Here is a 19615-nt window from a genome sequence, read left to right on the forward strand (position 1 = left end):
AGAGCAGCGCGCCGCCTGCTCGCCCCTCGACCGGCAGGAGGACCGGATGCTGACCTCGACTGTCTGTGCCGCACTGTCGGCGGCGGGCCTGGGCATCGCCGCGCTGACGGCGTACCGCAAGAGGTTCCTGGCCGCGACCCGTATCGCCGCCTACGCGCTCGTTCCGATCGGCCTGGTGATGACCGGCGTCATCGACTGGGTGACCAGCGTCGTCTTCAAGCCCACGGTCTGGGCCGGCTTCGGGCTGCTGGCGCTCTCCACCGTGCTGTTCATGATCAGCCGGGGTGTGGAGCGCCGCCGGGGGATCGTCGGCCGTAAGGAGCGCGAGGCCGCGGGGGCCGCCGCCGCGTCCGGTGCGGTGGCGCCGGCGGCTTCGATACCGTCGCTCGGCGCGGGCCGGCCGGCGGCCGCCAAGGGGAAGGCCCCGCAGGCCGCGGACAGTGCACCGAAGGATGACTTCTCGGACATCGAAGCGATCCTGAAAAAGCACGGGATCTGATGAACTCCCGCTGCTGAGGGGCTATTTGGGCGTACTCGGACGATCATCTGCGCCATGATGCGCGCGAGATGAACGATGAGTGCGCCCTCACCCAGGACGACGCCCCGTCCCCCGAACCCCGCGGTTGCCTGTTCGCGCTGTCCCAGCCGCCGCTGATGCTCTTCCTCGCCGTGATCGGCTTGCTGCTGCTCCTCGGGGCGGTACACGATCTCTTCCTCCTGTGAGACCGCTGTGTGGGAGACCGCCGTCTGTGAGACCGCTGTGTGACGCCGTCGCCCCGTGCCCCGCCGTCAGCCTGCGGCCTCCCGCCGCCGTGCCCGGTAGGCGGCGACATGCAGCCGGTTTCCGCAGGTGCGGCTGTCGCAGTAGCGCCGGGAGCGGTTGCGGGAGAGGTCGACGAAGGCGTGCCGGCAGTCGGGCGCCTCGCAGCGGCGCAGCCGCTCGCGCTCCCCGGCCACGACGAGGAAGGCCAGTGCCATCCCGCCGTCCGCGGCCAGATGGTCGGCGGCCGAGGCGCCGGGCGCGAAGTAGTGGACGTGCCAGTCGTAGTCGTCGTGATCGGTCAGTCGTGGGGTGGTGCCGGCGGAGGCGACCAGCGCGTTGAGCCGTTCGGCCGCGGTGCGGTCGTCCCCGGCCGCGAAGACCTCGGCGAACCGCTCGCGCACGGACCGCACGGCCGTCAGGTCGTCGGGACCGAGCACTCCGAGTTCGCTGAAGCTGTGCCGCCGTACGAACTCCTCCAGCGCCGCGACGTCGGCCAGACGGTCCGGCGCGTCGGGTGATCCGCCACCCGGAGCCGTGTTCAGCAAGTCGACGACCACCTCCAGCGCGTACCGGGTGTCATGGGTGATCATCACGGTTCCGCTCCCTGGCCGGGTGGGGTCGGACGGGCGCCGCCCCGGTGTCGATGCCGAATGGTCGCCGACTCTAGCGCGTCCAACAGGCTCCGGCGCCGTCTCCGCGGTGGTCCCGCGACGACGACGCCGAAGTGTGCCGTATGGACTTGTCGGTCCTGCGCCGTCTCCCCGAGTCGGACGGTCGCAAGTGAGCGGGTGGGTGCTTTCGGTAACCGTTCTGCGTCTCAGCTTTCCGCGAGGATGTGGGAAAGCTCGGTGTCGAGATCGAAATGCCGGTGCTCCGTACCGGGCGGTACGGCGGCGTCGGTCCTCTTGAGGAACGACTCGAGGGCCCGCGCGGGGGCCTCGAGCAGGGCTTCTCCTTCCGGGGAGCTCAGGGCGATGCAGACCACGCCCTGCCCGTGGCTCCGGGACGGCCATACCCGGACGTCTCCGGTGCCCGTGGGACGGTGCAGCCCCTCGGCGAGGAGGTCGCGGGCGAAAACCCACTCGACGGTCTCCTCGGCTCCGGTATGGAAGGTGGCATGCACGGCATAGGGATCGGCCGTGTCATACCGCAGGCCCGCGGGTACAGGCAGTGAGGACTCGCTCGACACAACGAGGCGCAGGTGCAGCTCGCAGCTGACCGTGGTGTTCATAAGCGCCAGGGCCTTTCGCTCAGTGTGCGCTCGGGGATTCGCACGTCGGCGAAATCGACATGCCACCTACGGTGCCGTTGTAAACCCCTCTGACGGTTTTGGGTGGCTTCAGGTACCTCTTACGGCGGATTGCGAGATCGTCCTCGCCGGTAATTCCGTGGACCGTCCCGTCCGGTAAGTTTGGCGATATGAATGCGCAGAGTAACGGGGGGCCGGGAGTCGTCGAGGAGGGCGCCGTGGCACCGTCCGAGCGGCCCCTCGGTTCCCGGGCGCCGCGGTTCGTCAAGCGTTCCCGGCCGCTGCACCTGAGCTGGCAGGTCGGCGTCTTCGTGATCGGCCTCGCGGTGGTGGTGGTCGGCGTGATCATGCTGCCGCTGCCCGGCCCCGGCTGGCTGGTGATCTTCGCCGGTATGGCGATCTGGGCGACCGAGTTCGTCTGGGCGCAGCTGGTGCTGCGCTGGACCAAGCGCAAGGTCACCGAAGCGGCCCAGAAGGCGCTCGACCCCAAGGTGCGGCGCCGCAACATCATTCTCACCACCATCGGCGTGGTCGTCATCGCGGTGGCGCTGGCGGTCTACGTCTGGAAGTTCGGTTTCGCGATGCCCTGGAACGTCACCGAGTGACCGCACGTGGTCAATGTGTCGGCCGACGTGCGGTAATGTTGGCGGTGCGCCCGGGCGATTAGCTCAGCGGGAGAGCGCTTCGTTCACACCGAAGAGGTCACTGGTTCGATCCCAGTATCGCCCACCCGGACGACGGCCCGGAGACTCCAAGTCTCCGGGCCGTCGCGGTTATTGGGCATCCGTACGCCACGGGCGCACACTCGGAACATGCCCGACTGGCCGCGCCGACCGCACCACTACCGCTTCCGCAGCGTCTGGCTGCTGCCCGCCCCGCCGGCCGTCGTCTACGCCGTCCTGGCCGACGCCGAGGCCTACCCCCGGTGGTGGCCGCAGGTCCGCGAGGTGACCCCGCTCGACGACCGCAGCGGCACGGCCCGGTTCCGCTCCCTGCTGCCGTACGACCTGAGGGTCGTGGCGGCCGAGCGGGTACGGGACCCGGGCGCGGGGGTCCTGGAGATTGCGATGCGCGGGGACCTGGCGGGCTGGGCGCGCTGGACGGTCGGGCCCGCGCCCGGCGGCAGCCGCGCGGTGTTCGATCAGGAGGTCGAGGTGCGCAAACCGCTGCTGCGGCGGTTCGCGCTGGTGGGCCGCCCGCTGTTCACGGCCAATCACGCGCTGATGATGCGGTCCGGCCGGCGCGGGCTGGTCGCCTGGCTGGCCGCGGCTGAGCGAATTTGATGGATGGCCCGCGAGGCCTGTATTGTTCAGGTCGTTCGCGAGGGAAACCTCGCCGACAACCCGGGCGATTAGCTCAGTGGGAGAGCGCTTCGTTCACACCGAAGAGGTCACTGGTTCGAACCCAGTATCGCCCACCGGGATCAAGGGCCGGGCCGCCGAAAGGCGGTCCGGCCCTTATTCGTTGCCGGATTCGTTACCGGCCGCGCTTCCGGCTGTCCCGGTGATAACTGGTGCGTTGCCGAGCTCCCGTGCGGGATTTGCCGGGAATTCCTCTCGGATGCCGTGGCTTTGCCGGGAGTTTGCCGGGGTTTGCCGACGGCGGTCCGGAAATCCTGATCTGCCGTCAGGCGGCAGCCGGGAGTTCCGGACGTACCGGCCAGTGCGGATCGACCGGCTCGGCATTGCCGGTACGGGCGAACCACGCCTCCAGCCCGCGGGCCTGGGCGGCGTGCCAGACCGCCTGGCGGGTGTGCAGCTGCGCCGGACGCAGCCCCCGCAGCCGGTCGGCGAATCGGTGCCCCAGGGCCCGGACGACATGCAGCGCGGCGAGCGCGTCGGCGGCCGCCTCATGCGCGTCGGCCAGCTCGACCTCGTACTGCGCGCACAGGTCGGTGAGCGTACGGCGGCCCTTGCGGTAGCGGTCCAGATGCTTGTCCAGCACCCGCGGGTCCAGCACGCACAGCGGATGCGCGCCCAGATAGGCGGCGAGCGAGCTCGCGCGGTGCCGCTTCAACTCGCGCTCCAGCAGGGTCAGATCGAACGGGGCGTTCATCACCACCAGCGGCCGCCCGGCCGCCGACTGGGCCGCCAGGGCCCGCCCGACCTCCTCCAGCACCGGCGCCGGCCAGCGGCCGTGCAGCGCGAGATGGTCCGCCGTCAGCCCGTGCACCGCGGTCGCGGCCTCCGGGATCCGCACGCCGGGGTTGACCAGCCAGCGGGTGACGCGGGGCGTCGAGCGCGGGGTCTCCTGGACGACCAGGGCCGCGGAGACGATGCGGTCCCGCTCGACGTCGATGCCCGTCGTCTCGGTGTCGAAGGCGGCAAGTGGACCGTCGTACCAGCACGGCATCATCCCAACTCCTCCCGGCCGTAAAGGGGATGGCACGGCGAGCTACCCGACCTGGTGATACCCGGGCCGCCCGGTGGCCGAACCGCCCTTGTTTGCGGACCACTTGACGCGGAGACAACCACAGGGACGGACCGCGCGCTCCGCGCCTCCCGTCGTCCCTTCACGCACGGCAACGGCACAGCCCGGAAGGCAGCTCCGCGATGACGCTCGCGCAGCCCGAACGGGGCGGGCTGTCCCCCGCGAGCGGGCGGTACCCCCAGCCCCGGCCGATCACCCCGCAGCGCGGTGGACTCGCCACCACGGCCTGCATGGAGACGCTCCAGGTGGCGTACCTGCACGCGGTCGCCGCCGCCTCAGGATGCTCGCTGGCGCAGCCCTTCCCGGACAACGGGATCGACTGGCACGTCAGCCATGGCGCGCCCGGCCACACCGCCGACGACGAGGTCACCATCAAGGTGCAGCTCAAGTGCACCTACCAGACCGCCCCGCGCCCGCCGGGCCCCACCTTCGCCTTCACCCTCGACAACGACCACCTGGTGAAGCTGGCCCGCACGCCCGTCGCCGTGCACAAGATCCTGGTCGTGATGCTGGTCCCGCGGACCCAGGAGGACTGGCTGCGGGCCTCCCATGACCGTCTCGAACTGCGGCACTGCTGCTACTGGACCAATCTGGCCGGTCATCCGGTGACCGGCCGGCGCAGGACCACTGTGCGGATCCCGACCTCGCGGATCTTCGACGACCGAGCGCTCTGCGAGATCATGACGCGGGTCGGGGCGGGAGGGAGACCCTGATGCACCGGCCGACCGACGAACCAGACGCGCGGCCCCCGGACCCCGCGCAGCTCGACCCGGCGGTGCTCACCGCGCTGCTGGCCCGGCACGGCTGGCGGCGCCGGGGCGCGGCCACCGGCCGCTACGCCCGCTGGACGCCGCCCGGCGGGTCGTACGGCACCACCAGCCTGCTGGTGCCCTGCGACCGCCGCTTCCCCGACAGCACCGAGCTGCTCGCCGAGGCGCTGGCGGCGCTCGACCGGAGCCCCGCGCCCTCCGCCCGCGAGGTGCTGACGGGGCTCGCGGTGCCCAGCGACGAGGTCCGCTGGGAGCGCGAGGTCCCCGACGGCGGCTCCGGGGCCGCCCGCTGGGTGGCGCAGGAGCAGCTGCGCGGCGCCGCCCGCGCGATGCTGATCGCCGGCGCCCTGGGGACGTACGGGCGGGCCGGCTACTACGGTGCCCGGCACAAACGGCGGGCCGAGGACTTCCTGGACGAGGTGCTGGTCGGCCCGGCGGCGGCCGGGCGCCGGCTGACCGCGTTCGTCCCGGTGCGCGACGGCCGCGCGGCGGTCGCCGGGCTCCAGCAGGCCCTGCACGCCGCCCGCGACGCCACCGACTACCAGCGGGCCACCGGCGGTATGGAGGCCTTCGACGCGGCCGTGGAGCTGGGCGTCTGCCATGAGCTGGCCCAGGCGCTGATCGCGCTCGTACGGGAAGCGGAGGGGACACGGATCGCGATCGAGTGGTCACCGGCGGCGGGGACCCCGGCCGGCTGCCCGGCCCGGCCCGAACCGGTGGAGTTCTCGCCCGGCGACCTGCCCGCGCTCCAGCGGGCCGCCCAGCGCTATGTCCGCGCCGAACCCTCGCTGCCGGTGCAGGTGACCGGCGCGGTCGTCCGGCTGCGCCGGGAACGGCCGGACGGGCGCGGCACGGTGCGGCTGCGGGTGCTCGCCGGGGCCGACGTGGTGCGGGTACGGGTCGCGCTGGGGGAGGAGGACTACCGGATCGCCGGGCACGCCCACCTGGCCGGCCTGCCGATACGGGTCAGCGGACGGCTGGAGAGCCGGGGCGGCTTCCGGCGGATCACCGGCGGCCACGACGTCACCCCCGTACAGGTCGACGAGGCGGAGCGGGACCGGCTGCTGAAGTTGCTGCAGGAGAAGCCCGGCTTCTTCGAGGAGGCGTGCGGGGACGCGCTGGACGAGGAGCAGGAGAAGCAGGACTAGCAGGACCAGGAGGAGTGGGGCGAGGAGCGGTCCGGGGGACGAACCTCCGGAGGGTCCTCCCCCGGAGGAGGGACAGACCCGGGACGGCGGGGGCGGGGCAAACCGTTTCGCGGTCGGGCGCCGTGGCTCGGTACGATTCGGCTGCGCAGCAATCGCTGACGTGAGAGAGACATGAGTCAGGAGAGACCGGTGTCAGACGTCCGTGTGACCATCCAACGCGATTCCGAGCGGGAAGAACGCGTGGTGACCACGGGCACTACGGCCGCCGACCTCTTCCAGGGCGACCGCGCCGTCGTCGCCGCACGGGTGGCCGGGGAGCTGAAGGACCTGGCGTACGAGGTGGCCGAGGGCGACGCGGTCGAGCCCGTGGAGATCACCTCCGAGGACGGCCTGAACATCCTGCGGCACTCCACCGCGCATGTGATGGCGCAGGCAGTCCAGGAGCTGTTCCCGGAGGCGAAGCTGGGCATCGGCCCGCCCATCAAGGACGGCTTCTACTACGACTTCGACGTCGAGACCCCCTTCCACCCGGACGATCTCAAGCGCATCGAGAAGAAGATGCAGGAGATCCAGAAGCGCGGGCAGAAGTTCGTGCGCCGGGCGGTCAGCGATGACGCCGCGCGCGAGGAGCTGGCCGACGAGCCGTACAAGCTCGAGCTGATCGGGCTCAAGGGCTCCGCCGCGGACGCCGCCGACGGTGCCTCCGCCGAGGTCGGCGCCGGCCAGCTGACCATGTACGACAACGTCGACGCCAAGACCGGCGACCTGTGCTGGAAGGACCTCTGCCGCGGTCCGCACCTGCCGAGCACCCGCGTCATCCCCGCGTTCAAGCTGATGCGCTCGGCCGCCGCGTACTGGCGCGGCAGCGAGAAGAATCCGCAGCTCCAGCGGATCTACGGCACCGCCTGGCCGACCAAGGACGAGCTCAAGGCGCACCTGGAGTTCCTCGCCGAGGCCGAGAAGCGCGACCACCGCAAGCTCGGCGCCGAGCTGGACCTCTTCTCCTTCCCGGAGGAGCTGGGCCCCGGCCTCGCGGTCTTCCACCCCAAGGGCGGCGTCGTCCGCAAGGTCATGGAGGACTACTCCCGCAAGCGGCACGAGGCCTCGGGCTACGAGTTCGTGAACACCCCGCACATCACGAAGGAGCAGCTCTTCGAGACCTCCGGGCACCTGCCGCACTACGCCGACGGCATGTTCCCGCCGCTGGAGTTCGACGGGCAGAACTACCGCCTTAAGGCGATGAACTGCCCGATGCACAACCTGGTCTTCAAGTCGCGCGGCCGCTCCTACCGCGAACTGCCCCTGAGGCTCTTCGAGTTCGGGACGGTGTACCGCTACGAGAAGTCGGGCGTCGTGCACGGCCTGACCCGCTCGCGCGGTTTCACCCAGGACGACTCGCACATCTACTGCACCAAGGAGCAGATGCCGCAGGAGCTGGACACGCTCCTGACCTTCGTGCTCGACCTGCTGCGCGACTACGGCCTGCACGAGTTCGAGCTGGAGCTGTCCACCCGCGACGACTCCGACAAGTTCATCGGCTCGGACGAGGACTGGGAGGAGGCCACCGAGGCGCTGCGCCAGGCCGCCGAGAAGCAGGGGCTGCCGCTGGTCCCGGACCCGGGCGGCGCCGCGTACTACGGCCCGAAGATCTCGGTGCAGGCGCGCGACGCGATCGGCCGGTCCTGGCAGATGTCGACCCTGCAGGTCGACTTCAACCAGCCCAAGCGGTTCGGCCTGGAGTACACCGCGGCGGACGGCTCCAAGCAGCAGCCGGTGATGCTGCACCGCGCGCTCTTCGGCTCGATCGAGCGGTTCTTCGGTGTGCTGCTGGAGCACTACGCGGGGGCGTTCCCGGCGTGGCTGGCGCCGGTGCAGGCAACCGGGATTCCGGTCGGGGACGCGCACGTGCCGTATCTGCAGGAGTTCGCCGAGGAAGCCCGGAAGCAGGGGCTGCGGGTCGAGGTGGACGCGTCCTCGGACCGTATGCAGAAGAAGATCCGCAACGCCCAGCGCAGCAAGGTGCCGTTCATGATCATCGTTGGGGACGACGACATGAACGCGGGCACGGTTTCCTTCCGGTACCGGGACGGGTCGCAGGAGAACGGGATTCCTCGTAACGAGGCCATCGCGAAGCTGGTTGACGTGGTGGAGCGCCGCGTACAGGTGTGAGGTGCGCCCCGCGCACGCGGGGTTGTGAGGGGGCGGCCTGCTACCTGGGGCCGCCCCCTCGTCACGCCCCCACCGGGGAATATGCTGACCATCATGACAAGCGAGCCGGAGCAGCAGATCGGAGTCGGGACACAGGACGCCTTCCAGCGCCTGTGGACGCCCCACCGGATGGCCTATATCCAGGGGGAGAACAAGCCGACCGGTCCGGGGGCGGACGACGGCTGTCCGTTCTGCACGATCCCCGAGAAATCGGATGAGGACGGCCTCGTGATCGCGCGCGGTGAGCGGGTCTACGCGGTGCTGAACCTGTACCCGTACAACGGCGGCCACCTCATGGTCGTCCCGTTCCGGCATGTCGCGGACTACACCGAGCTGGACGGGCCGGAGACCGCGGAGCTGGCCGAATTCACCAAGCGGGCGATGACCGCGCTGCGTACCGCGTCCGGGGCGCATGGTTTCAACATCGGGATGAACCAGGGCTCGGTCGCCGGCGCCGGTATCGCGGCCCACCTCCACCAGCACATCGTCCCCCGCTGGGGCGGTGACACCAACTTCATGCCGGTGGTCGGGCACACCAAGGTGCTGCCCCAGCTGCTCGCCGACACCCGGGCCATGCTCGCCGAGGCCTGGCCCGCGTAGTCCAGCGACACGAAACCGGGCGAATCGGATATATCACCCTTATTTGGGTGAGTTGCCTCTCTAATGGGGAGGTGACTTCGCTGGATCGCCGCTTTGTGCTGCGCGCGGCCGCCTCGGCCTTGGCGGCCGGTGCGCCGGCGGCGGGCTGCGACCCGCACCGGGACGAGGGCTCCGGCACCGTACGCACCACCGACGGGCCGAGCACGTCCGGTGCCGGGCGGCGCCCGCCCGCCCCGGCGCACGCCGCCCGGCCGCCCACCCGGGTGCCCGGCCTTCCCGTACAGATCGAGCACGGGCCCCGGGACCGCCGCGCGGTCGCCCTGACCTTCCACGGCGCGGGTGACCCCAAAGTGGCGACCGCCCTCCTGGGCGAGGCCGAGCGGGCCGGCGCCCAGGTCACCGTCCTCGCCGTCGGCGCCTGGCTCGACGTACAGCCCGCGATGGCCCGCCGGATCCTCGACGGCGGCCATGAGCTGGGCAATCACACCATGCACCACCGCGCCGTCTGCGCCCTGCCGGCCGCCGAGGCGTACGCCGAGATCAGACGGTGCGCGGACCGGCTGCGCCGGCTCACCGGGAGCATCGGCAGCTGGTTCCGTCCGTCGCGGACCCGGCGGGCCACGGACCTGGTGGTCAGGCTGGCCCGCGAGGCCGGCTACCCGCACGTCCTGTCGTACGACGTGGACTCCCTCGACGCGACCGACCCCGGCGCCCCGGCCGTCCAGCGCACGGTCCTGGACGCGGTCCGGCCGGGCTCGGTCGTGAGCCTCCATCTCGGGCACGCCGGCACGGTGGCCGCGCTGCCCCCGATCCTCGACGGCCTTCGCCGGCGCGGTCTGCGCGCGGTGACGACAACGGAGCTAGTGACCTGATGGCTGACCGGAACCGTTCCCATTCCCCGAGTCGTGCCGTTTCCCCGACCCGCGCCGCGGGCCGGGGCCTTGGCCGCCGGGCGGCCGCGCTGCTCGCCGCGGCGGCCTGCGCGCTGGCCGCCGCGGGCTGCGGTGGCGGCGGCGCCGAGCCCGCCGCGCAGAGCCCGCGGCCGGTCGAGCGCGGGCCGGTCAAGGCGGACAGGCCGGGACTGCCCGGAATGCCGCCGCTGCTCGACGCGCGCGATGTGTACGCGGCGGACCGGCCGGGCAAGCTGGCGCCGCAGGTCAAGAGCTACCCCTCGCGGATCTATGTGCCCAACACCGGCTCCGACACGGTCAGCGTGATCGATCCGAAGACGTACAAGGTCACCGAGACCATCCCCGTGGGCATCCAGCCGCAGCATGTGGTGCCGTCCTGGGACATGAAGACGCTCTGGGTCAACAACAACCGCGGCCATGACCTCACCCCGATCGACCCCGCCACCGGCAAGGCCGGCAAGAAGGTCGAGGTCCACGACCCGTACAACCTCTACTTCACGCCCAACGGGAAGTACGCGGTGGTGATGGCCTCGATGGACCGGCAGCTGGTCTTCCGGGACCCGCACACCATGGAGGTCCGCAAGACCGTCCCGGTCAGCTGTGCCGGGGTGAACCACGCGGACTTCTCGGCGGACGGCCGGTACTTCATCGTCTCCTGTGAGTTCTCCGGCGAGCTGCTGAAGGTCGACACCGAGAAGATGAAGGTCGTCGGACAGCAGCGGCTGCCGTTCGACGGGGCGATGCCCCAGGACGTGAAGGTCTCCCCGGACGGCAGGACCTGGTACATCGCCGACATGATGGCCGACGGCGTCTGGGTCCTGGACGGCGACCGGTTCGGCCGGCCGAAGCTGCTGCCGACCGGCAAGGGCGCCCACGGCCTCTACGTCAGCCGCGACTCGAAGGTCATGTACATCTCCAACCGCGGCGAGGGCACCATCTCCCTCCTCGACTTCGGGACCGGGAAGCTCGTCGGCAGATGGCACATCCCGGGCGGCGGCAGTCCCGACATGGGCGGACTGTCCGCCGACGGCAAGGTGCTGTGGCTGTCCGGCCGTTACCACTCCGAGGTCTACGCACTGGACACCCGCACCGGCAGGACCCTGGCCAAGATCCCGGTGGGTCAGGGCCCGCACGGCCTGGCCGTCTATCCGCAGCCGGGCCGGTACTCACTGGGGCACACGGGAATCTTCCGCTAGGGCCCTTCTGACGGATCTCCGCGGCGTCACGACGCCCGGCACGCACTCTCGCCGCACCGCGCGAAAGCCCACGTAGCGCCGCTACGCGGACTTCCGCGCGGCATGCCGAGAGCACGCACCAGACGCCGCTCCTTCTCCCACGGAGATCCGTCAGAAGGGCCCTAGGGCCTGCGCCGGAAGTACCTGGGGGATAGACCCGGGGATATCCGTAGGGGGTGGTCGAACGGATCCCCTAGGGGGCGTGAGGGCCCCCTGCGGGGCCACAACGGGCGGCGGGGGAGCGGTATTCCCGTACGGGATACCGTGCCCATGCGCTGTGCTCGTCGCCCATGCGCTGTGCTCGTCGTCTATGCGCTGTACTCGTCGGCCATCCGTGGCTCCGCGCTCTGGACCATGCCGCTGAGGAAGAGCGAGCGGTTGGTGAAGCGTTCGGTGTCCACGCCGTTGTCCTTGAGGACGCTCACCGCGGCGGTGTGGACCGCGCGCAGTACCGGAGTCGCGGTGCGCAGCGCGTCGTCGGCCATGAAGCGGTGCCGCCAGGGCTTGTCGGCCCAGACGTGCCGCAGGCCGAACGGCTCGGGGAGGGTCAGCTTGCCGCCGAGGAAGTCCAGGACCGGCGGGAACCACGTCAGCGGGGCGCGGGCGGCGAGCCGGACCACCTCCCGCGGCTCGATCAGCGGGAGGGTCTGGGTCCTGGTCTCCCAGAACTTGACGACCTTGGCGACGTCCTTGGTCTTGGGCTCCGGCTTGGTCGTGAACAGGCCGTTGACCGGGCCGAGGGCGTGGCCGGTCACCTCGATGCGCAGCGTCTCGTGCAGCACCGTGACCGTGATCATCAGGGTGATCACCAGCTGGCCGTCCCACAGGACGAACTGCACGCCGAGGTAGTGGCGGTTGCCGCTGCCGAACTGCTGCTCGTTGCAGATCCGCTCCATCTCGTGCCCGCGGACCTGGTACGCCTCCACGTCGGTGCCCTCCGGGCGGCTGACGGCGCCGGCCTTCTCCCCGACCGGTGAGACGATCCAGTGGCGTACGGAGGGCGTGGGGAAGCCGCCGGTGTGCAGCGGGCTGCGCTCCAGCAGCCGCAGCCGGTCGTGGATCGCCCGGATCACGTCCCAGCTGCGGAACGGGTTGATCTCGGTGCCCTCCTGTGCGGGCGTCAGCTCCTCGGCGAGCTGCCAGCTGCCCCAGCGGGTGCCCATGCCGAGTATGCCCTTGGGACCGGCGTAGAAGACGACATTGCTGTTCTGCTCGGCGGTGACCTTCGCGAGGTTCTTCCGGAGGGTTTCGGCGGCGGTCTGGTTCGGGTCCTGCGGCACCGCCTCGGGGATCTTCGCGGCCACCCCGCCACCCTCCAGCAGCCCCTTCCAGGCCTCCCGCATGGCCACCGCGGTCCGCTCGCAGATCTGCTTGGCCCACCACCAGCCGATCACCGGCGCGACGACCATGGCGCGGGCGTACAGCGGCCAGAAGCCGTTCACCGGCAGCTTGACCATGAAGACCAGGGCGACACCGGCGAGCACGGTCAGCAGCACCGCACCGAACAGGGAGACGCCCTTGCCGTCGCCGCCCTTGGCGAACGTCCTGCGCAGCTGGAAGGCGCCCAGCCACAGCACCACACCGGGCAGGAACAGCAGCCCGAACAGCACCATCAGCAGCGTCAGCCGGACGTCCCGCTGCTTGCGGACGCGGGTGGCCGACAGGCAGTGCTCCACGACGGTCTGCGGTTCCGTACCGAAGGACTGGATGAGCGGTTTACGGCCGCCGCCGAGCATCCGCGCCTGCACGGCGCGCGCGAACGCCTCACCGAGATTGGGCTCGAACAGCGACAGCCGGGGCTTCTTGATCCCCGACGTGCCGGAGTCGGAGTCCGCCTTGGAGATGTCGGCGAGCGGGCTGTCACGATAGGCGGCCGAGGCCAGGGCCTGGGTCGCCGCCGTCTGCCCGGCGCTCCCCGAAAGCGGCACCTGCGCCCCAGGACTGAAGTCAAAACCGTCTGCCACTACCGCCCCCACCACTCGCATCCGATGATGCGGCTCTTCCCGACTTCCGCCGCCGGCACACCTGTTGAGCCCGGTGCGCCCGGCGCCCACCGTCGCACAGCGTGTAACAGTGAGGACCTCAGCGTACAGGCGCCTTCCGGCCCAAGGGAGTTGGGCCGGAAGGCGGGCCCGGCCGGCGGGCGGCCGGGCGTCGACTATCCGCCGTCGCCGTCCTGTTCGCGCAGCTTCCCGGCGAGCTGCGGCGGCATCGCCTCATGCCGCAGGTGGCGGCGGGAGAACCGGCCGCTGCCGTGCGAGAGGGAGCGCAGATCGACCGCGTACCGGCCGATCTCGATCTCGGGCACCTCGGCGCGCACCACGGTACGGCCCGCCCCGGACTGCTCGGTGCCCACCACCCGTCCGCGGCGTCCCGACAGATCGCTCATCACCGGGCCGACGAATTCGTCCGGAATCATCACGCTGACCTCGCAGACCGGTTCGAGCAGGTCGATCCGTACGTCCGCGGCCGCCTCGCGCAGCGCCAGCGCGCCCGCCGTCTGGAACGCGGCGTCCGAGGAGTCGACCGAGTGCGCCTTGCCGTCGAGCAGGGTGACGCGGACGTCGACGAGCGGGTACCCGGCGGCGACCCCCCGCGCGGCCTGGGCGCGTACGCCCTTCTCCACGGACGGGATGAACTGCCGGGGCACCGCGCCGCCCACGACCTTGTCGACGAACTCGATACCGGAGCCGCCGGGCAGCGGTTCCACCTCGATCTCGCAGATCGCGAACTGGCCGTGCCCGCCGGACTGTTTGACATGGCGTCCGCGGCCCGCGGCGGCCTCGCCGAAGGTCTCCCGCAGCGACACCTTGTGCGGGACGGTGTCGACCTGCACGCCGTACCGCGAGCGCAGCCGCTCCAGCGCCACCTCGACATGCGCCTCGCCCAGGCACCACAGCACCACCTGACGGGTGTCCTGGTTGTGCTCCAGCCGCATCGTCGGGTCCTCCGCCACCAGGCGGGCCAGGCCCTGCGAGAGCTTGTCCTCGTCGGCCTTGCTGTGGGCCCGGATGGCGACCGGCAGCAGCGGGTCCGGCATCGACCAGGGCTCCATCAGCAGCGGTGCGTCCTTGTCGGACAGCGTGTCGCCCGTCTCGGCGCGGGTCAGCTTCGCCACACAGGCCAGATCGCCGGCGATCGCCTGGGGCAGCGGGCGCTGCTGTTTGCCGAACGGGGCGGACAGCGCGCCGACCCGCTCGTCGACGTCATGGTCCTCATGGCCCCGGTCCGCCAGGCCGTGGCCCGAGACGTGAACCGTCTCATCGGGCCGCAGAGTGCCGGAGAACATCCGCACCAGCGAGATCCTGCCGACGTACGGGTCGGAGGAGGTCTTGACCACCTCGGCCGCCAGCGGGCCGGCGGGGTCGCAGCTGAGCGCCGGGCGCCGGGCGCCGTCCGGGGTGGTCACCTCGGGCGCCTCCCGCTCCGCCGGAGTGGGGAAGCCACCGGTGATCAGCTCCAGCAGCTCGACGGTGCCCAGCCCGTGCCGGGCGCCGTCGGGCGCCGGGGCCGCGGCCAGGACGGGGTGGAAGGAGCCGCGGGCGACCGCCGTCTCCAGATCCCCGATGAGCGTCTTGATGTCGATGTCCTCGCCGCCGAGGTAGCGGTCCATCAGGGTCTCGTCCTCGCTCTCGGCGATGATCCCCTCGATGAGGCGGTTACGGGCCTCCGCGATCCGCGGCAGCTCCTCGGCGGTCGGCTCGCGTTCGGTGCGCTCACCGGAGGAGTAGTCGACGACCCGCTGGGAGAGCAGGCCGATCAGGCCGTGTACGGGGGAGTGGCCGTCGGCGCCCGGCCGCCCGTACAGCGGGAGGTAGAGCGGCAGCACCGCGTCGGGGTTCTCACCGCCGAAGGCGGAGCGGCACACCTCGGTCATCTCGTCGAAGTCGGCGCGGGATGCCTCCAGGTGGGTGACGACCAGCGCCCGCGGCATCCCGACGGCCGCGCATTCGTCCCAGATCATCCGGGTCGCACCGGCCACCCCGTCGGCCGCCGAGACAACGAAAAGGGCCGCGTCCGCGGCGCGCAGACCGGCCCTGAGTTCCCCGACGAAATCGGCGTATCCGGGGGTGTCCAGGATATTGATCTTGATTCCGCCCCAGTCCACCGGGACCAGGGAGAGCTGTACGGAGCGCTGCTGGCGGTGCTCGATCTCGTCGTAGTCCGACAGGCAGCCGCCGTCCTCGACCCGTCCGGCCCGGTTGACCGCGCCGGATGCCAGCGCGAGGGCCTCGACCAGTGTGGTCTTTCCCGATCCGCTGTGGCCGACCAGCACCACGTTGCGCAGGGCGGTGGGCTGGCCGGCCGTTGGAGCCCGGCCGGCGGCTCCCGGGCGGGTAGTCGTCTTCTCGCTCATGTGTCTCGCCTCCAGGTCGACACTTTGCGGTGATTCGAGCTTTCCACCGAGGTCATCCCGCGTCCATACATGGCGCACGCCCGGATCCTCCCAACGGCTCCCCGGCCGGTCCGCGCGCCGGACGGCGCCGACCGCCGCCCGGAGCCGCCGCATGCACCCCGTGCCGCGGTGCGTACGCTGAGGCCCGTGGCCCCGTGGCTACGATGGGCCAGCCGGTGGCCCCATGACCGCGCGGCCCGTTTCGACCTCCGGGAAGGCCATGCTGAACAAGTACGCGCGTGCTTTCTTCACGCGTGTTCTCACGCCGTTTGCCGCGCTGCTCATCCGTCTCGGTGTCAGCCCGGACGCGGTCACCCTCGTCGGGACCGGGGGCGTGGTGGCCGGCGCCCTGGCCTTCTACCCGCGCGGCGAGTTCTTCTGGGGCACGGTCGTCATCACCCTGTTCGTCTTCTCCGACCTCGTCGACGGCAACATGGCGCGGCAGCTGGGCCGCTCCAGCCGCTGGGGTGCCTTCCTCGACTCCACCCTCGACCGGGTCGCGGACTCGGCGATCTTCGGCGGGCTGGCCCTCTGGTACGCGGGGGGCGGCGAGAACCTGGTGCTCTGCGCCATCGCGATCTTCTGCCTCGCCAGCGGCCAGGTGGTCTCGTACACCAAGGCCCGCGGTGAGGCCATCGGCCTGCCGGTCGACGTCAACGGCCTGGTCGAACGCGCCGAGCGCCTGGTGATCACGCTCGTCGCCTGCGGCTTCTCCGGCCTGTCCGCGTTCGGCGTCCCCGGTATCGACGTCCTGCTGCCGATCGCCCTGTGGATCGTCGCCATCGGCAGTGCTGTCACCCTCGGCCAGCGCGTGGTGACGGTACGCCGGGAGTCGGCCGAGGCCGACGCCGCCATCGCACAAGGGGGGAACCACGCATGACCCGGCTGCCGGGGATCAACACCGACAAGTTCACCGACGCGCTCTACGCACTGGGCTGGAGCACCGTCAAGAAACTGCCCGAAGGGGCCGCCACGGCCCTCGGCCGGACGCTCGCCGACACCGCCTGGAAACGCCGCGGCCCGGGCGTCCGCCAGCTGGAGGCGAACCTCGCCCGCGTCGTCCCCGACGCCTCGCCCCAGCGCCTGACCGAACTCTCCCGGGCCGGTATGCGCTCCTACATGCGCTACTGGATGGAGTCCTTCCGCCTGCCCGCCTGGCCCCAGGACCGGATAAGGACGGCCTTCGCCCCCGAGGACGTCCACCACCTCACCGACGGCCTCAAGAGCGACCGCGGCGTCATCCTCGCCCTGCCCCACATGGCCAACTACGACCTCGCGGGCGTCTGGGTCACCACCGCGCTGAACACCCCCTTCACCACCGTCGCCCAGCGCCTCAAGCCGGAGTCCCTCTACGACCGCTTCGTCGCCTACCGCGAGAGCCTGGGCATGGAGGTGCTGCCGCACACCGGCGGCGCCGCCTTCGGCACGCTCGCCCGCCGGCTCCGTGCCGGCGGCCTGGTCTGCCTGGTCGCCGACCGCGACCTCTCCAGCTCCGGCGTCCCCGTGACATTCTTCGGCGAGCAGACGAAGATGCCGGCCGGCCCCGCGATGCTCGCCGTCCAGACCGGCGCCATGCTGCTCCCGGTCACGCTCTGGTACGACGACACGCCCGTCATGCGCGGCCGGGTCTACCCCGAGATCGAGGTCCCCGGGACCGGCACCCGCGCCGAGAAGGCCGCCCGGATGACCCAGCAGCTCGCCGACACCTTCGCCTCCGGCATCGCCGACCACCCCCGGGACTGGCACCTGCTCCAGCGCCTGTGGCTGGCCGACCTCGAACAACCCCGGGAGGCACCGTGAAGATCGGCATCGTCTGCCCCTACGCCTGGGACGTCCCCGGCGGCGTCCAGTTCCACATCCGCGACCTGGCCGACCACCTCATCCGCCGCGGCCACCAGGTCTCCGTCCTCGCCCCCGCCGACGACGAGACCCCCGTGCCGCCCTACGTCGTCCCGGCCGGCCGCGCCGTCCCCGTCCCCTACAACGGCTCGGTGGCCCGCCTGAACTTCGGGTTCCTCTCCGCCGCCCGGGTACGCCGCTGGCTGCAGAACAACGCCTTCGACGTCATCCACATCCACGAACCGGCCTCCCCCTCCCTCGGCCTGCTCTCCTGCTGGGCCGCCCAGGGCCCCATCGTGGCCACCTTCCACACCTCCAACCCCCGCTCCCGCGCCATGATCGCGGCCTATCCGATCCTCCAGCCCGCCCTGGAGAAGATCAGCGCCCGCATCGCGGTCAGCGAGTACGCCCGCCGCACCCTCGTCGAACACCTCGGCGGCGACGCGGTGGTCATCCCCAACGGCGTCGACGTCGACTTCTTCGCCCGGGCCGAGCCCAAGGCCGCATGGCAGGGCAGGACCATGGGCTTCGTCGGCCGCATCGACGAACCCCGCAAGGGCCTGCCGGTCCTGATGAAGGCGCTGCCCAGGATCCTCGCCGAGGTCCCCGACGCCCGCCTCCTCGTCGCCGGCCGCGGCGACGAGCGGGAAGCCGTCGCCGGCCTCCCCGCCGACCTGCGCTCCCGGGTCGAATTCCTCGGCATGGTCAGCGACGAGGACAAGGCGCGCCTGCTCCGCAGCGTGGACCTCTACATCGCCCCCAACACGGGCGGCGAGTCCTTCGGCATCGTCCTCGTGGAGGCCATGTCGGCCGGCGCACCCGTACTCGCCAGCGACCTCGACGCGTTCGCCCAGGTCCTCGGCCAGGGCGAGGCCGGCGAACTCTTCACCAACGAGGACGCCGACGCCCTGGCCACCGCCGCCGTACGCCTCCTGGGCGACCCCGCCCGCCTCGCGGAACTGCGCGAACGCGGCAGCCGCCACGTCCGCCGCTTCGACTGGTCCACGGTCGGCGCCGACATCCTCGCCGTCTACGAGACCGTCACCGCCGGCGCCGCCTCCGTAGCCACCGACGAACGCGTGGGCCTACGGGCCCGCCGCCGGATGGCGAGGGACTGACCACCCGCCCAACCCTGCGGGGAACCACGCACGTTCGCCCCCACCGGCCTTCTTCCTCCCCCTCACGGGAGGGGCCGCGCCGCAGGACGAAGTCCGGAGGCGCGGACCCGCACCCGACAAACAACGCCCGCCGCAGGCGCTACGGCGAGAAACCACCACGGCGGGCAAGCCGACAACGTGCGGGGTGCCGCGACGGGCCAGCGGCGAAACGGAAGGTACGGCGCCGCAGCCGACAACGTGGGAAGCAAGACAAGCGCAGCGGACCGGTAGCGTTCCTCCGCGTGACCACGTTCCTCTCCCTCGCCACCGCCCTCATCCTCATCGGCCTCTACCTCGGCTGGACCGCAGGCCGCCTGGACCGGCTGCACGCCCGCATCGACGCGGCCAGGGCGGCCCTCGACGCCCAGCTCCTGCGGCGGGCCTCCGTCGCGCAGGAGATCGGTACGTCGGGCGTCCTGGACCCGGCCGCCTCGATCGTCCTCTACCAGGCCGCGCACGAGGCCCGGCAGGCCGAGGAGGACCAACGTGAGGTCGCGGAGAGCGAGCTGAGCCAGGCCCTGCGGGCCATCTTCGCGGAGGAGGCGCAGCTGGAGGCCGTACGGGAGGCACCGGGCGGTGAGCGCACGGTCACCGAACTCACCGCCGCGGTCCGCCGCGTCCCGATGGCCCGCCGCTTCCACAACGACGCCGTACGGGCCGCGCGCGCGGTCCGCCGCCACCGGGTGGTGCGGTACTTCCGGCTCGCCGGGCACGCGCCGTTCCCGCTGGCCTTCGAGATGGACGACGAGCCGCCGGCCGTGCTGGACGACCGTACGGCCGGAGCCTGACGGTCTCCGGCGGGGCGGGAACCCGCCACCTCCCCGCCCTGACGATCCAACGTTCCGGCCCCGACGATCCACCGGCCGCAAATTGGCCCTTTCCGCGGACACCCGGCAACCGGTTGGCTGG

At 71.5% G+C, this 19615-nt stretch carries 19 protein-coding genes and 2 tRNA genes; 16 read left to right on the forward strand and 5 right to left on the reverse strand.

Annotated features, from left to right (window positions below):
* Positions 1-46 precede the first annotated feature (46 nt).
* Positions 47-499, forward strand: coding sequence for a hypothetical protein (locus ACFY12_RS06500; RefSeq protein ID WP_390714614.1), 453 nt, complete (start codon positions 47-49; stop codon positions 497-499).
* Positions 500-567: 68 nt separating this feature from the next.
* Positions 568-723: a hypothetical protein gene (locus ACFY12_RS06505; protein ID WP_390714615.1), complete on the forward strand. Its 156-nt coding sequence runs from the start codon at positions 568-570 to the stop codon at positions 721-723.
* A gap of 66 nt (positions 724-789) precedes the next feature.
* On the opposite strand, the gene ACFY12_RS06510 is transcribed toward ACFY12_RS06505, so the two are convergent.
* Both ACFY12_RS06510 and ACFY12_RS06515 read right to left on the reverse strand, forming a co-directional pair.
* Entirely contained in the window at positions 790-1356 is a 567-nt protein-coding gene (locus ACFY12_RS06510; protein WP_390714616.1) for a CGNR zinc finger domain-containing protein, read from the reverse strand.
* Positions 1357-1580: 224 nt separating this feature from the next.
* On the reverse strand, positions 1581-1994 hold the full coding sequence (locus ACFY12_RS06515; protein ID WP_003959770.1) for an SsgA family sporulation/cell division regulator: 414 nt from the start codon (positions 1992-1994) through the stop codon (positions 1581-1583).
* 188 nt (positions 1995-2182) lie between these two features.
* Between ACFY12_RS06515 and ACFY12_RS06520 the strand changes: the two genes are divergently transcribed.
* From ACFY12_RS06520 to ACFY12_RS06535, 4 genes are all read left to right on the forward strand, one after another.
* Positions 2183-2617 (forward strand): TIGR02611 family protein, encoded by a 435-nt coding sequence (locus ACFY12_RS06520; RefSeq protein WP_390714617.1) that lies wholly within the window; start codon positions 2183-2185, stop codon positions 2615-2617.
* Between the two features lie 52 nt (positions 2618-2669).
* Positions 2670-2741, forward strand: a tRNA-Val gene (locus ACFY12_RS06525).
* Positions 2742-2824: 83 nt separating this feature from the next.
* Entirely contained in the window at positions 2825-3295 is a 471-nt protein-coding gene (locus tag ACFY12_RS06530) for an SRPBCC family protein (RefSeq protein ID WP_390714618.1), read from the forward strand.
* Between the two features lie 62 nt (positions 3296-3357).
* A tRNA-Val gene (locus ACFY12_RS06535) sits at positions 3358-3429 on the forward strand.
* A gap of 209 nt (positions 3430-3638) precedes the next feature.
* On the opposite strand, the gene ACFY12_RS06540 is transcribed toward ACFY12_RS06535, so the two are convergent.
* On the reverse strand, positions 3639-4364 hold the full coding sequence (locus ACFY12_RS06540) for an exonuclease domain-containing protein (protein WP_390715064.1): 726 nt from the start codon (positions 4362-4364) through the stop codon (positions 3639-3641).
* 200 nt (positions 4365-4564) lie between these two features.
* On the opposite strand from ACFY12_RS06540, the gene ACFY12_RS06545 reads away from it, so the two are divergent.
* The 6 genes from ACFY12_RS06545 (at position 4565) to ACFY12_RS06570 (ending at position 11275) form a co-directional block, all read left to right on the forward strand.
* Positions 4565-5155: a DUF4365 domain-containing protein gene (locus ACFY12_RS06545; protein WP_390714619.1), complete on the forward strand. Its 591-nt coding sequence runs from the start codon at positions 4565-4567 to the stop codon at positions 5153-5155.
* A complete protein-coding gene (locus ACFY12_RS06550; protein ID WP_390714620.1) occupies positions 5155-6360 on the forward strand; it encodes a hypothetical protein in 1206 nt (401 codons plus the stop codon). The genes ACFY12_RS06545 and ACFY12_RS06550 overlap by 1 nt, the downstream gene beginning before the upstream one ends.
* A gap of 189 nt (positions 6361-6549) precedes the next feature.
* Positions 6550-8529 (forward strand): threonine--tRNA ligase, encoded by a 1980-nt coding sequence (gene thrS / locus ACFY12_RS06555; RefSeq protein ID WP_390714621.1) that lies wholly within the window; start codon positions 6550-6552, stop codon positions 8527-8529.
* 81 nt (positions 8530-8610) lie between these two features.
* A complete protein-coding gene (locus tag ACFY12_RS06560; protein WP_390714622.1) occupies positions 8611-9168 on the forward strand; it encodes an HIT family protein in 558 nt (185 codons plus the stop codon).
* Positions 9169-9263: 95 nt separating this feature from the next.
* Entirely contained in the window at positions 9264-10040 is a 777-nt protein-coding gene (locus ACFY12_RS06565; RefSeq protein WP_390715065.1) for a polysaccharide deacetylase family protein, read from the forward strand.
* Positions 10040-11275 (forward strand): YncE family protein, encoded by a 1236-nt coding sequence (locus ACFY12_RS06570; RefSeq protein WP_390714623.1) that lies wholly within the window; start codon positions 10040-10042, stop codon positions 11273-11275. Before ACFY12_RS06565 ends, ACFY12_RS06570 begins: the two co-directional genes overlap by 1 nt.
* Positions 11276-11622: 347 nt before the next feature.
* On the opposite strand, the gene ACFY12_RS06575 is transcribed toward ACFY12_RS06570, so the two are convergent.
* Together ACFY12_RS06575 and ACFY12_RS06580 are read right to left on the reverse strand one after the other, a co-directional pair.
* Positions 11623-13299 (reverse strand): hypothetical protein, encoded by a 1677-nt coding sequence (locus ACFY12_RS06575; RefSeq protein WP_390714624.1) that lies wholly within the window; start codon positions 13297-13299, stop codon positions 11623-11625.
* 173 nt (positions 13300-13472) lie between these two features.
* On the reverse strand, positions 13473-15671 hold the full coding sequence (locus tag ACFY12_RS06580) for an elongation factor G-like protein EF-G2 (RefSeq protein ID WP_390714625.1): 2199 nt from the start codon (positions 15669-15671) through the stop codon (positions 13473-13475).
* A gap of 259 nt (positions 15672-15930) precedes the next feature.
* On the opposite strand from ACFY12_RS06580, the gene pgsA reads away from it, so the two are divergent.
* The 4 genes from pgsA (at position 15931) to ACFY12_RS06600 (ending at position 19494) form a co-directional block, all read left to right on the forward strand.
* Complete coding sequence (pgsA, locus tag ACFY12_RS06585; RefSeq protein WP_390715066.1) at positions 15931-16590, forward strand: phosphatidylinositol phosphate synthase; 660 nt, start codon at positions 15931-15933, stop codon at positions 16588-16590.
* Entirely contained in the window at positions 16587-17510 is a 924-nt protein-coding gene (locus ACFY12_RS06590) for a phosphatidylinositol mannoside acyltransferase (protein ID WP_390714626.1), read from the forward strand. Before pgsA ends, ACFY12_RS06590 begins: the two co-directional genes overlap by 4 nt.
* Positions 17507-18667, forward strand: coding sequence for a glycosyltransferase family 4 protein (locus ACFY12_RS06595; protein WP_390714627.1), 1161 nt, complete (start codon positions 17507-17509; stop codon positions 18665-18667). Before ACFY12_RS06590 ends, ACFY12_RS06595 begins: the two co-directional genes overlap by 4 nt.
* 281 nt (positions 18668-18948) lie before the next feature.
* Positions 18949-19494 carry a hypothetical protein gene (locus ACFY12_RS06600; protein ID WP_390714628.1) on the forward strand — a complete coding sequence of 182 codons (546 nt, stop codon included), beginning with the start codon at positions 18949-18951 and terminating at the stop codon, positions 19492-19494.
* Positions 19495-19615 lie beyond the last annotated feature (121 nt).

The organism is Streptomyces sp. NPDC001339 (genome assembly GCF_042895955.1).
GTDB lineage: Bacteria > Actinomycetota > Actinomycetes > Streptomycetales > Streptomycetaceae > Streptomyces.